Below are 13,984 nucleotides of genomic sequence, written 5' to 3'. Positions count from 1 at the left end.
TAACAAATAGTTCTCTAAAAGTATTGATATTAAGTTGAAATTATTATAAACTATAGAGTAGCGATAATTAGTAGTAATAATTATAAAACTTTTACATAGATTTAAAGGAGAATTTAATGTACGAAAATGAAATAGATATATTAAAAGTATTAAAAAATGTTATAAAAAACATAGGAAAAATAATTACAGTTTCTCTTATTTTTGGAATTGTATTTTTTATTTTGAGTAAATTTATAATCAGCCCAAGTTATGAAGCTGATACGACTATTATGGTATCAAAGAATACTGATAGTAGTACTATTTCTACTTATGCAAAATTAACAAAATCTAATGAGTTTTCAAAAGAAATTATAAAGAAATTAGATTTAGATATGACCAGTGAAGAACTTGCAAATAAAATATTAGTTGAGCCAGATTCGGGTTCTAGTTTAATTAATATAAAAGTGACTGATTCTATACCTAAAAGAGCTGCAGATATTGCAAATCAAACAGCTGTTGAATTGACAAATTCAATTGGTAAATTAAGCAATAAGAAAGTTTTGATATCAGATAAAGCTAAATCCCCAAAAAAACCAATATCACCAAATGTAAAAAAATATACAGCATTAGGTTTATTTCTTGGTTTTTTTGTTGGAATTATTTATGTATTAGTTAATGACTTTAGAGATACTAGAATTAAGAGTGCTGAAGAAATAGAAAATTATTATGAGATTCCAATAATTGGAGTTATTCCAAAAGAAGAAAAAGGAGAATAGAATGAAAGAAAAAAATGGATATTTAAGTAATTCATCTTTTTATGATGAGTCAATTTATTCTATAAAAACCAATTTAAAGTATAACAATGAATATAAAAATTATAAAATTATAGGAATGACTTCATCAAAACCAAATGAAAAAAATACTAAGGCTTTATATGATATTGCAAAATCTTTTGCTAGTGATGGTTTAAAAGTTGCATTATTAGATTTTGATTTAAGAATGCCAAAGTTAGATAAGCTTTTAAAACTTGATAAAAATATTGGCCTAACAAATTTTTTCTATGAAGATAATAATATAAATGAAATTTTAATAAAAGATAAAAACCAAGAAAATCTTTCTATTTTGCTTTCAGGTCAAAAGCCTAATAATCCAACCGAAATTTTGGACTCAAGCAAAGTAAAAGATTTAATTAAGGATTTATCAAAAGAATTTGATTATATATTTATAAATATTCCCCCAGTTGATTTATTAGCCGATGGTTCAATTATCTCAACTTATTGTGATGGCATGATTTTATCTTTTAAATATAATGATACAAGAAAGGAAGAGCTTGAAAAGGCGATTATAAATTTAAAAAAGGTAAACGCAAATATAATTGGATTAATTATGACTCATGCTGATATAAATAAGAATATTTATAAAGGATATTTTAATAAATAATTCAAAAATTTTTGAATTTTGGAGGAAAAATGAAATTTAAAAAGATTATTTGCTTTCTTGTTATCCTTATTAGTTTAAGTTCATGTAAGGCAAAAGAAGAAAAATATCAAAGTAAAAATGTTGAAGTAGATACAATTTTTGATAGTGATTTTTCTTATGATGATACTGAGGAGGAGCAAATTGAAAATTTGAGCAAAATGCTAAAACAAGGTATTGATGAGATTCCTAATGTTGATGAGAAAGAAAAAAAAGATTCTAACTTAGAAGTTTCAAAAAAATTCACTACAAAAAAAGATATTGAATTTAGAAAAAATCCATTTGAAGATGAAGATAATATTATAGAAAAAATACCAGAAAACACAAAGGTTGAAGTTATTAAAAATGTTAATGTGGATGGGAAAAAATGGTCTAAAATTTCTTTTAATGGTAATAAAGGTTATGTAAAAAGAAGTTTTTTAAAAGAAATTGAATAAATTATTAGTTAAGTCAAATTCTTGGTGAATTTGGCTTTTTTATTACTTAGAATTTTATTTTTAAAATAAATTATTTTTTGGAAAATTCAAATTAAGTATCTAATTATTGTAATAAATGCAAAAATGTTATTTATATAACAATAAAAACCGGCAGGATAAAAATTATGTTGACAAACATGAACAAACTCATATAATAATAGTGATAAAAGATTAACAAAGAAAATTTATAAGGAGAAAAATATGACTATTACAACATTCCAAGTTCCTAGAACTATTGTTCACGGTGTGGGCAGTCTTGAATATCTTAAAAATCTTGAAGGTAAAAAAGCTGTTCTTGTAACTGGTGGACATTCTATGAAAAAATTTGGCTTTTTGGACCAAGCTAAAAAATATTTGGAAGAAGCTGGTATGGAAGTTATGATTCTTGATGGGGTTGAACCTGATCCTTCTGTAAAAACTTGTCTTGAAGGTGGCAAGAAAATGGAAGAGTTTGGTCCTGATTGGATTATTCCAATTGGTGGAGGTTCTGCAATGGATGCTGCAAAGGCTATGTGGATTTTCTATGAACATCCTGGCTATAGTTTTGAAAAATTGGCAGCTTTTGACAATCCACCATTAAGAACAAAGGCAAAAATGGCTTGTATTCCATCAACATCAGGAACTGCTTCAGAAATCACAGCATTTTCAGTAATTACTGATACAGAAAAAGAAATTAAATATCCATTAGTTCACGCAGATTTTGTTCCAGATGTAGCAATTTGTGATCCGGTTATCGCAAGTAAAATGCCTCCAAGAATTACAGCTCAAACAGGTATGGATGTTATGACTCACGCAGTTGAGGCTTTCGTTTCAACAGCAGCAGATGATTACACATCACCACTTGCAATTAGAGCAATCGAGCTTGTTTTTGGAAATCTTAAAAAAGCTTATGACAATGGGGAAGATATAGATGCAAGAGAAAAAATGCACGATGCATCAACACTTGCAGGAATGGCATTTTCAAATGCTTCACTAGGAATAGTTCACTCAATGGCTCACAAAATCGGGGGAATTTTCCACTTAACTCACGGTGAGGCAAATGCAATTATGCTTCCATACATCATTGATTACAATAGAAAATCAACAGATAGGTATGATAAGCTAGAAAAAATTCTTGGAATTGATGATATAGCAGAAGAAATCAGAAAATTAAATGCTTCTGTAGGACTTACAGCTAATATTAAAGACGGTAAAAATACTGTAATTGAAGAAGATAAATTCTTAGAAGTTTTGGATAAAATGAGTGAAAATGCATTCAAAGATGCTTGTACCCTTACAAATCCAAGAGAAACTTCACCAGAAGATATAAAGAAAATTTATGAAGCTGCATATTACGGCAAAAAAATAGATTTTTAAGAAAATAAATCCTTAAAAATAATTACTAAAAAATATAAATCGATTAGCAAAAAACAGGAGCGAGAGTTCCTGTTTTTATTTTCTTTAGTTTTGAGCTGGGAATTTTTTCTAACGGATTTGGTGAATAGTTGGATAAAATTAATAAAAGAGATCTCTCGACTAGGCTCGAGATGGGTGATTGTGGGTTGTTATTAGCATCTTCGAATTGGTTTTAATTATTATTTATGTACTATTATTTTTTATATTACAAAATTAAAAAACATCATCTCGACCAAACGAAATAAAGTGGGGATGTGGGGAGAGTTAATTAATTTAGTAAATGTCTGGATAAAAATAATAAAGGAGATCTCTCCACAAGGTCGAGATGGGTGATGATTAGCTAGTTTTAATTACTGAAGTCTCAACAAAACTGTAATTTATTAATGATAATTTGTTTATTTTTGTAGAACTTTTATTAATTTAAGTCATTATAATTATTTATTTTTGCTGAATTTTTCCGAATGAAGTTTTAATTACACTATAATTTCATTTATAAAAATTTGATTTAAATTTATTCAAAGTATAAAACTATAGCAATATTAAACCCATCTCGACCAAACGTAACGAAGTGAAGTGCGTGGAGAGATCTCTATTGTTAGTTTAGGCTTATATTATTCTTTCTAATTTTCATAGATTTACTAGAGAATGCATACAATTTCTTTTGCCTTAGTTTTTGCAAGAGATCTCTCGACAGGCTCGAGATGGGTGTATATTTGTTTTTTAATTGCTAAAGTTTGTATTTTGTTATTTTTTATTAATTTTTATTTTTGATTTTAATTGATGAAGTATAAATAGGAATTTGATTTTATTTATTAAAAATTTGATTTAAATTTATTCGGAGCAAAAAATATAGAGTATAAACCCATCTTGAGCAGATAATTATGCCAAATCAAGGCATATTTATCGGCTCTATATGGGATTTTTATTTATTTTTAAAATTGACAAAGGATTTTTACTTATCAAATTTTACAAAAATTTATTTTTGTGGTACTATAAATGTAACAAAAAATGTACTATAAATGTAACCAAAGGTTTTTGTATGGAAGTGGAAATTGAAAATAAAATTAGGGAATTTAGAAAAGAGAAGGGGCTTTCTCAGCATAAACTTGCCAAAATGGTTGGGCTTAAGAGAAGGTCGATTATGGCTTATGAAAATAACACCATAAGTCCAAGTCTTGAAACTGCCTATAAAATTTGCAAGGTTTTGGACAAGGATATTAAAGAAGTTTTTATTTTTAAATAAGGAGGGAAAATGGGAATTTTATTTAATGATGTGAATGAATTTAGGGAAAAAATAAATGAAAAATTCAAAAAAACTGACTCGTATTTGCTTGCTATTAAACATAATTCAACTGGAAAGGGATTTTTAAAATTATTGGCAAGTAATCTTTATAATACTTTGGATTCTTCAAGAACTTTTCTTTTAAATTTTACTGAAAAGGGAATTTTTGAAAAGGAAATTTCAAATTCTACCAAGGGCGATTTTCTTCTTATGCCTTGGGATGAAATTAATTCTTTTGAAATTGATGAGAAATCTAATAGGGCTTTTATAAATTTTTCTCACTTGGGCAAAAAAATATCCTATGAAATTTCTTTTAAGGGGAAGATGTGCGAGGATAATTTCGATAATTTTAAAAATTTGAAGGAAAATAATTGGCACAGGCTATAAATTTTTATTTATAGTCTATATATTTGAAAAAAACCTTAAAACTTGTATAATCTATGATAAGTAAATAGGACTTATAGGATTTATAGTAGGAAAAATTTGGGATAATTTTTTTGAAATTACAGGATTCTTTGTCCAAAGTTGGCTTTCTACTTAGTGAAAGCGTGGAGTATAAAAAGAAGTGGTACCGCATTAAGATGCCTTCTTATGCTCTTTTTTTGTGCTTAAAAATAAAAAAATTAAAGATTAAAGGAGAAATATATGAAATTTAAATACCCAAAAGAATATGATTCAGTTTTTGATGAGCTAAAAGATCGTGGATATTTTGAGGCTTCTACTGATGAGGAAGAATTAGCTGAAAAATTAAAAAATGAAAAATTAACTTTTTATTGTGGATTTGATGCAACTGCAGATTCTTTGACAGTTGGTCACCTTATCCAAATTATGGTTATGATGAGAATGCAAAATTATGGTCACAGACCAATCGCCCTTCTTGGTGGAGGAACTACAATGATTGGAGATCCTTCTGGAAGAAGTGACATGAGAATGGTTATGACCAAGGAGAGAATTGACCACAATGCAAATTGTTTTTATAAACAATTTCAAAGATTTTTGGAATTTGAAAATGATGGAGAAGATTCCGGCGACAAGGCTATAATGGTGAACAATGGAGATTGGTTGTTAAATCTTCCTTTTGTAGATTTTTTAAGGGATGTTGGATCAAATTTCCTTGTAAATGAAATGCTAAAAAAAGATGCCTACAAAAATAGGATGGACAAGGGTCTTACATTTTTTGAATTTTCCTACATGCTTTTACAATCTTACGATTTTCTAGAATTATACAGAAGACACAACTGTACTCTTCAAATCGGTGGATCTGACCAATGGTCAAATATTATCGGTGGCTATGATTTAATTAGGAAAAAAGAAGATGCCAAAGTTTATGGAATGACTTTTAAACTTTTGACAACAGCTGATGGAATAAAAATGGGAAAAAGTCAAAAGGGAGCTGTTTGGCTTGATGAAGAAAAAACTTCAGCCTACGAACTTTTCCAATATATGAGAAATGTTGACGACAGGGACGTAGAAAAATTCCTCTTGATGTTAACTTTCCTACCAACAGAAGAATGTAGAAAATTAGGAAATGGGAAAGATGCAAAAGAAATTAACCATGCAAAAGAAGTTTTGGCTTATGAAATCACAAAATTAATTCACGGGGAAGAAAAAGCAAAAGAAGCCCTAGAAGCTTCTAAAGCCTTATTCTCTGGAGCTGGAGACGAATCAGCAATGCCAACAACAGAAATTGAAAAAGAAGAATTACCAATGGGAATTTTGACACTTTTGACAAAACTAGGACTTACAAAATCAAATTCTCAAGCAAGAGACTCAGTAAAGGGCGGTGGAGTAAGTGTAAACGATGAAAAAATAACCGACCCAAGATTTGAAATAAATGAAGAATTATTTGAAGAAGGAAAAATAATAGTTAAAAAAGGCAAAAAAACCTTCCACAAAGTTACAATTAAATAGAATATTTCAAATTTATTAATAAGAAACCCATCCAAATGAAAGATGGGTTTTGTTTTTAATTAAGAGATAAAATTAATAAAGAGATCTCTCGACTCACTTTGTTCGCTCAAGATGGATTTAAACTTTTTGTATTCAATATCTTCGAATTTATATAATCGATTAAATATTTAAAGTATTTACTTTGGTAAATTTTTTAAATTAAAATTATTTATATTTAATATTTGAAAATCCGTGAATAAATAGTTTAAAATCGAAATCCATAATAAAAATATAACTTTAGTAATTAAATAAGAATAATAATTACCCATCTCGACCGCAGTGGAGGGATCTCATTGATTGAGTAAATTTATATAAAGTCAATTTCTGTGGATTTTTTATTTTATCTTATATATTTTAAATTGGAAAAAATGAACAAAAACGCTATAATAAAGGTATATATAAAAAGAAAATAGTTTAATATTTATAAAGGAGAATTTATGGACAAAAATACTTACTATATCACCACACCGATTTATTATCCTAACAGTAATCTTCACATTGGTAATGTTTATACTTCAGTTATTGCTGATGTTTTAAAAAGATATAAAACTTTAAGAGGATTTGATACTTATCTTACAACTGGAACTGATGAGCATGGTCAAAAAATAATGAATGCTGCTCTTTCTCATGGATCTAAGCCTCAAGAATTTGTTGATAGAATTGCTGGGGAAACAAAAGTTTTGCTTAAAAAACTTGATATTGATTATGATACTTTTGTAAGATCAACTGATCCAAAGCACGAAGAAAATGTAAAAAATATTTTTCAATATCTTTATGACAAGGGAGATATTTATAAGGGAAAGTATGACGGATATTATTGTGAATCTTGCGAATCTTATTTTACTGAAAGCCAACTTGATGATGGAAATTGTCCTGATTGTGGCAGGGCAGTTGACCACCATTTGGAAGAATCTTATTTTTTCAGACTTTCAAAATATACTGACAAATTAAAGGAACTTTTTAAAGACCATCCTGAATTTCTTGAGCCTAAATTTAGGCAAAATGAAATGTTGAATAACTTTATCAACAAAGGACTTGATGATCTTTCTGTTTCTAGAAATACTTTTGATTGGGGCGTTGATGTTCCTTTTGACAACGAGCATGTTGTTTATGTTTGGATTGATGCCCTATCTTGTTATTTGACAGCTATTGGTTATGGCTATGATATGGAAAAATTCAACAAATATTGGCCAGCTGGTGTTCATTTAATTGGAAAAGATATTGTAAGATTTCATACAATAATTTGGCCAGCACTTTTGATGGCTTTAGATATTCCACTTCCTAGAAAAGTTTTTGCCCATGGTTGGATTTTGTTTGACAATGACAAGATGAGTAAATCTAAGGGAAATATTATGTATCCAGAACCACTTGTGGAATTATATGGAACAGATCCTTTAAAATATTTCCTTCTTCGTGAATTTAACTTTGGAGCTGATGGAAACTTCCTTTCAAAGAAATTTATGGATAGGTACAATTCTGATTTGGTAAATGATTTGGGAAATTTACTTTCAAGAACTGTTTCTATGATTTCAAAATATAATGATGGAATTATCAAAAAAGGTACTGAAACTGATCAGTACGATGAAGATTTAATAAATCTTTGCCACAAAACTTATGATGATTTTACAAAATTAATGGATGAATTTAAATTTAATGAGGCATTGGAAGCTTTGTGGAATCTTGTAAGAAGATCAAACAAGTATGTTGACCAAACTGAGCCATGGATTTTGGGTCGTGAAGAAAAATATGACAGATTAAACACAGTTTTATATAATCTTGCAGAATCTTTAAGAATTATTTCCCAAATGCTTGAGCCTGTTATGAGAAATACAACAGAAGAAATTTTAAAACAATTGGGTGTAGAAAACCAAGGTTTTGAATCTGCAAAAGAATTTGGCCTAATTAAAGAAGGAACAAAAGTAAGTAAGGGCGAAAATTTATTTAATAGACTTGATACAGAAAAAGAACTTGAAAAACTTCATGCTTTAAATAATAAACTAATTGAAGAAAGACTTGGAGTTAAAAAGGAAGAAAAAGAAGAGGAAGCCCAAGGCAAAGCACAAATTAAAATTGATGATTTTGACAAACTTGACCTTGTTGTTGGTAAAATTTTGGAAGTAAAGGACCATCCAGATGCCGACAGACTTCTTGTTTTTAAAGTTGATATTGGAAGTGAAACTAGGACAATTGTTTCAAGTATAAAAGAATTTTACAGCAAGGAAGACCTAGTTGGGGAAAATATTGTAATAATTAAAAACTTAAAACCTGTAAAAATGAGAGGAATTTTATCAGAAGGAATGCTTCTTGCTGCGGGAGACGATGCAGTTTTACTTACAACAATCAAAGACTGCAAACCGGGTACGGTGATTTCTTAATGAAATTAATAGATTCACACGCCCATTTAACGAGTGATGATTTTAATGAGGACAGATCTTTTCTTATAAAGGATCTGTCTAATTTTGCCGTAAATTATGTTATAATGCCAGCTTGCGATTTGGAAGATTCGATAGATGTTTTAAATCTTTCAAAAAAACATGATAATTTATTTGCCCAAGTTGGTTTTCATCCTGAAAATATAGATTCTTTTAAAGATGGAGATATAGAAAAATTAGAAAATTTGGCAAAAGATCCAAAAGTTCTTGCGATTGGAGAGATTGGTCTTGATTATTATTGGCAAGATGACAATAAGGATGAGCAAAAAGAAATTTTTATCAAACAATTAGACCTTGCTAGAAAATTAAAGCTTCCGGTTGTAATTCATTCCAGAGATTCGATTGACGATTGTTTGGAAATTTTAAAAAATTATCCGGATTTAAAAGTCCAAATTCACTGTTTTGCCTATTCATATATCCACCTTATGGAATGTATGAAAAGAGGATATTATATTTCAATCGGGGGAGTTGTAACTTTTAAAAACGCAGAAAATGAGAAAAATGCAGCCATAAATGTGGATTTGGATAAGCTCATGCTTGAAACAGATTCCCCATACCTTTCCCCAGAGCCTTACAGGGGAAGGAGAAATGATCCGAGAAAAATTGTGGAAGTTGCAAGAGAAATTGCAAATCTTCGCGGGATGAAATTATCAAAACTTGCAAAAAGAACAAGCAAAAATGCTATGGAATTTTTTAATATAAAGTAGGTAACATGATAAAAGAAACAATAGTAGTTGAAGGAAAAGATGATATAACAAATATAAAATCAGCAGTCGATTGCGAGCTTGTAGCTACAAATGGCCTTGCTTTTGGAAAAGATTTGATTGAAAAATTAAAAGAAATTGACAAAAGATGTGGAATAATAATTTTTACCGACCCAGATTTTGCAGGGAAAAAAATCAGGGCAAAAATTTCCAAAGAAATTCCAAACGCCAAGCACGCCTATCTTGATAGGAAAAAAGCAATCAAAAAGGGAGATTTGGGAGTAGAAAATGCTTCAAAAGAAGATATAATCGAGGCACTTAAAAACGCCCACGCCTCAACTTGTAAGAAAAGAGAAGAATTTACCATGAAAGACCTCTTGGACAATAATCTTACCCTTACAGATGATAGCAGAAACAGGAGAGAAAAGCTCGGCGATATACTTTCTATAGGATATTTTAATTCCAAGCAACTTTTATCAAAACTAAATTCCTTTGGCATAAGCCGAGAAGAATTTGAAAGTGCGGTTGAAAAATTATGAAAAAATTATATTCACCAAAAACAATAAAATTAATCCAAGACCTTTACGGTTTTAAGTTTACAAAATCTCTGGGTCAAAATTTTCTGGTAGACAAAAATTTTGTAGATAAAATTATAGATTTATCAGAAGTTTCTGGCGAAAATATTTTGGAAATTGGACCAGGAATCGGAACAATCAGCCAAGAAATGGCAAAAACTTGCAAAAAACTTGTTGTAATAGAAATAGATAAGGCGCTTATTCCTATTTTAAATGACAATTTGGGCGAGTTTTCAAATGTTGACATAATAAATGCAGATATTTTAAAAACTGACCTTAAAAAAATTGTAAAAGAAAATTTTTCTGGAGAAGATTTTAAGGTTGTTTCAAATTTGCCATACTATATAACAACTCCAATAATTGAAAAATTATTCGAAGAGGACCTTCCTTGTAAGGATATGACAATTATGGTTCAAAAAGAAGTGGCAGATAGAATGAAGGCGGATGAAAAAAGCAAGGATTATTCATCACTTTCAGTTTTTATAAAATATTATGCAGAAATTACTGGTCAATTCAAGGTTCCAAAATCAGTTTTTATGCCCCAACCAAAAATAGACTCCCAAGTTTTAAAATTAAATTTGACCTTGTATGATGAAAAAGTTGATAGGGATATTTTATTTAAAATAGTTAGGGCAGGTTTTAATAAAAGAAGAAAAACCATACTAAATTCCCTATCAAGCGTGGTTGAAAAAGAAGAATTAAAAGAAATTTTGGAAAAACTATCTCTAAAAGAAAATCTAAGAGCAGAAAATCTTTCCCTTGACGACTTCATAAAAATAACAAATGAATATGAAAAAATAAAGGCATAAAATTGAAAGAGATTATCAATTGAGTATAATAATCTTGTTAGAAAAATAGATTTATAAGAAAAAAGATTGGAGAAAAAATGAAAAAAGTAACAGTTTACACATCAAATACATGCCCACACTGCAAGGCAGCAAAAAATTATTTGAAAGAAAATAATATAGATTTTGAAGAAAAAAACGTAGACGAAGATAGAAGTGCAATCGACTACCTAGTAGAAAAAGGCCACAGAGGAGTTCCAGTAATAAACATAGACGGAGAAGACATTGTAGGCTTTAATAAAGAAGTTGTAGACGAAAAATTAGGATTATAAAATAAAAAAGTAAAAACCCATCCGAGCAAGGAGAAATCTCAATATTAGTTAAATTATTAGAAATATTTAACCAAAGAGATCTCTCGACTAACGCTCGAGATGGGTTATTTTTTTATTTATTTGGTTGCTTCGAATTTAATTAGCCTTTATTCTATTTTTTTATATAAATCAAATATTAGCAAAATAAAATTATAAGAAATTTAAAGATTAAATAAATAAGCAAAACGGCACAAGATAGTACAAGAATTCAACATACTAGAAACTTTAGCATTAAAAGAAATAAACTAAACACCCACCTCGAGCGAAGCCGAGAGGTCTCATGGAAAAAATTAATCTAAAATTAAATATAAACTTTAGCATAAAAATAAAGCACAGAAAAACCCATCCGGAAAAAAGAGAAATCTCAAGTTAAGTTAAATAAATAGAAATATTTAACAAAATAGATCTCTCGACTAAGGCTCGAGATGGGTTGTTTTTTCCTTATGTAATTACTTCGAATTTAATTAGTATTTATTTAAAAAACTTTTAAAAATTAAGCATTAGAAAGATAAAAAAAGAACTTTAGAATTAAAAAAAAGAAGATACCCATCTCGAGCAGATAATTATGCCTTGATTTGGCATAATTATCACTAAAAATTAGTGGTAAAGCACGGAAAAGTTTTCGAAGAAAACTGGTTTTAGTAGTCGAGAGGTCTCATGGATTAAATTAGTCCAAAAAAAATAAAAACTTTAGCTATAAAATAAAGAAAATAAAACCCATCTCGACCTTGTGGAGAGATCTCATGAATTAAATTAATCTAAGATTAAATAAAATCAAGAGATTATAATAGTTTATACCTATTCGAGATGGGTTATTTTTAAATTTTTATTTAAATTTATCAAAAAATTAATCAACTACTCCAAGTATTTCATTAATTTCGTTTTTGTATAGCACTGCCTTTGCTCCATAGATTACTTGAACTCCTCCTGGAACATCAAGAACTCCGGTTGCTCCTGTTTGTTTTAAAATATTTTTATCAACAATTTTTGGGTCTTTTAAATTTACCCTAAGTCTTGTTATACAAGCGTCAACATCAATTATATTTTCACTTCCACCAAGGGCATCCAAAATTACAAGTGCTTCTTCGTGTATGTTTGAATCAGAATCTTTTTTAACTTCTTTTTCTTCCAAAGCTTCATCGTCGCCTCTTCCTGGTGTCATTATATTAAATTTCTTTATTAAGAAAGAGAATGAGAAATAGTAAAGGGCTGCCCAAATTAATCCAAATGGAATTTGTAACAACCAGTGAGTTTTTTCGTTTCCTTGTAAAACACCAAACAAAATAAAGTCAATTATACCACCTGAGAAGGTATTTCCTATATTTATATTTAATAAATCAGCAATCATGAATGATAAACCATCTAAAAATGCGTGGAAAACATATAAAAGTGGTTGAACGAAAAGGAACATATATTCAAGAGGTTCAGTAATTCCAGTTATAAATGAAGTTAAAGCTACTCCCAAAAATAATCCTTTTAATTTTTTCTTGTTTTCTTCTTTTGCATTTTTGTACATAGCAAGGGCTGCTGCAGGCAGACCAAACATCATTGTTGAAAATCTTCCTGCAAAAAATCTTGTTCCTTCTGTGAATAGTCCAACGTGATTTGGATCAGCTAATTGAGCAAAAAATATTTTTTGAGCTCCAGCGATTTGTTGTCCTGCAACCATTTCTACTCCACCAAGTTCTGTATACCAAAACATTGGATAAATCATGTGGTGAAGTCCAACAGCTCCAGACAATCTCATAAGCATTCCATATAAAAATGTTCCAAAAACGCCAAGTTTTGCAATGGATTGTCCAGCAGAAATCAAAAGGCGTTGGAAAGGTGGCCAAACAATAAAGAAAAATATACCAACAAGAATTGCAACAAAAGATGTAATTATTGGAACAAATCTTGATCCACCAAAAAATCCTAAAACTTGTGGCAATTGAATATTGTAATAATTATTGTGAAGATAAACTGCAATAAGTCCAATAACCAAAGCACCAACAACTCCAGTATCAATTGGATCTCCATCAGGATTAAAAATTGAAAGAAGAGTTGATATAGTTGCATTCATTACCAAAAATCCAACTGCGCCAGCAAGAGCTGCAACTCCCTTTTCCCTGTTTGCAAGACCAACCATAATACCAATACACAAAAGCATGGCAAGATTTGCAAAAACTACATTTCCAGCTCCAGCCATAACCTTAAAAATGGTTTGTAAAACACTGTTTCCTAAAAAAGGATAGGCATCAATTGTGGCTTGTGATGAAAAAGCACCACCAATACCCAAAAGTAAACCTGCGGCAGGCAACAAAGCTATAGGAAGCATAAAGGCCTTGCCGACTTTTTGTAAATATTTAAACATAAGTCCTCCTTAACTAATTACTTTATTCAATTATATAAGAAGAAAAAAATGTTTTCAATATGAGCAAAAAAATGAACTTTGTTTCAAAAAAATCTAATAAAGATCACAAAATGATGAAAGTAATTTCAAAGATTTTAAATTTTCAAAATATTAGAAAATAAATTTTGATTTGAAAATAAAAAAACGAATAAAAACGTTTTTCAATG

Annotated in this window: 13 protein-coding genes; 12 read left to right on the top strand and 1 reads right to left on the bottom strand. The window is 29.3% G+C overall.

The features are described from left to right. The first annotated feature begins 116 nt into the window (after nt 1-116). From BN3265_RS08310 to BN3265_RS08255, 12 genes are all read left to right on the top strand, one after another. On the top strand, nt 117-755 hold the full coding sequence (locus BN3265_RS08310) for a YveK family protein (RefSeq protein WP_058991108.1): 639 nt from the start codon (nt 117-119) through the stop codon (nt 753-755). 1 nt (nt 756) lies between these two features. Then, nucleotides 757-1,419 (top strand): CpsD/CapB family tyrosine-protein kinase, encoded by a 663-nt coding sequence (locus BN3265_RS08305; protein WP_058991107.1) that lies wholly within the window; start codon nt 757-759, stop codon nt 1,417-1,419. Nucleotides 1,420-1,448: 29 nt separating this feature from the next. Further along, the gene (locus tag BN3265_RS08300) at nt 1,449-1,892 is read left to right on the top strand and encodes an SH3 domain-containing protein (RefSeq protein ID WP_058991106.1); all 444 of its coding nucleotides are present in this window, start codon (nt 1,449-1,451) and stop codon (nt 1,890-1,892) included. Between the two features lie 240 nt (nt 1,893-2,132). Continuing rightward, nucleotides 2,133-3,287, top strand: coding sequence for an iron-containing alcohol dehydrogenase (locus BN3265_RS08295; protein WP_058991105.1), 1,155 nt, complete (start codon nt 2,133-2,135; stop codon nt 3,285-3,287). Nucleotides 3,288-4,365: 1,078 nt separating this feature from the next. Next, nucleotides 4,366-4,569, top strand: coding sequence for a helix-turn-helix transcriptional regulator (locus BN3265_RS08290; protein ID WP_058991104.1), 204 nt, complete (start codon nt 4,366-4,368; stop codon nt 4,567-4,569). Between the two features lie 9 nt (nt 4,570-4,578). Then, nucleotides 4,579-4,995 (top strand): hypothetical protein, encoded by a 417-nt coding sequence (locus BN3265_RS08285; RefSeq protein ID WP_058991103.1) that lies wholly within the window; start codon nt 4,579-4,581, stop codon nt 4,993-4,995. Between the two features lie 258 nt (nt 4,996-5,253). Further along, the gene (gene tyrS, locus BN3265_RS08280) at nt 5,254-6,519 is read left to right on the top strand and encodes a tyrosine--tRNA ligase (protein ID WP_058991102.1); all 1,266 of its coding nucleotides are present in this window, start codon (nt 5,254-5,256) and stop codon (nt 6,517-6,519) included. Between the two features lie 476 nt (nt 6,520-6,995). After that, the gene (gene metG, locus BN3265_RS08275) at nt 6,996-8,933 is read left to right on the top strand and encodes a methionine--tRNA ligase (protein WP_058991101.1); all 1,938 of its coding nucleotides are present in this window, start codon (nt 6,996-6,998) and stop codon (nt 8,931-8,933) included. Then, nucleotides 8,933-9,697: a TatD family hydrolase gene (locus tag BN3265_RS08270; protein WP_058991100.1), complete on the top strand. Its 765-nt coding sequence runs from the start codon at nt 8,933-8,935 to the stop codon at nt 9,695-9,697. The genes metG and BN3265_RS08270 overlap by 1 nt, the downstream gene beginning before the upstream one ends. Nucleotides 9,698-9,702: 5 nt before the next feature. After that, nucleotides 9,703-10,233: a ribonuclease M5 gene (gene rnmV / locus BN3265_RS08265; RefSeq protein ID WP_058991099.1), complete on the top strand. Its 531-nt coding sequence runs from the start codon at nt 9,703-9,705 to the stop codon at nt 10,231-10,233. Further along, nucleotides 10,230-11,078 (top strand): 16S rRNA (adenine(1518)-N(6)/adenine(1519)-N(6))-dimethyltransferase RsmA, encoded by an 849-nt coding sequence (gene rsmA, locus BN3265_RS08260; RefSeq protein WP_058991098.1) that lies wholly within the window; start codon nt 10,230-10,232, stop codon nt 11,076-11,078. Before rnmV ends, rsmA begins: the two co-directional genes overlap by 4 nt. A gap of 77 nt (nt 11,079-11,155) precedes the next feature. Continuing rightward, nucleotides 11,156-11,386, top strand: coding sequence for a glutaredoxin family protein (locus tag BN3265_RS08255; RefSeq protein ID WP_049690234.1), 231 nt, complete (start codon nt 11,156-11,158; stop codon nt 11,384-11,386). A gap of 886 nt (nt 11,387-12,272) precedes the next feature. On the opposite strand, the gene BN3265_RS08250 is transcribed toward BN3265_RS08255, so the two are convergent. Further along, on the bottom strand, nt 12,273-13,778 hold the full coding sequence (locus BN3265_RS08250) for a PTS transporter subunit EIIC (protein ID WP_058991097.1): 1,506 nt from the start codon (nt 13,776-13,778) through the stop codon (nt 12,273-12,275). Nucleotides 13,779-13,984 lie beyond the last annotated feature (206 nt).

The organism is Anaerococcus rubeinfantis, from assembly GCF_001487145.1.
GTDB lineage: Bacteria > Bacillota > Clostridia > Tissierellales > Peptoniphilaceae > Anaerococcus > Anaerococcus rubeinfantis.
Note: the sequence above shows the minus strand (reverse complement) of the source record. Positions and strands in the feature narration are given on the sequence as shown.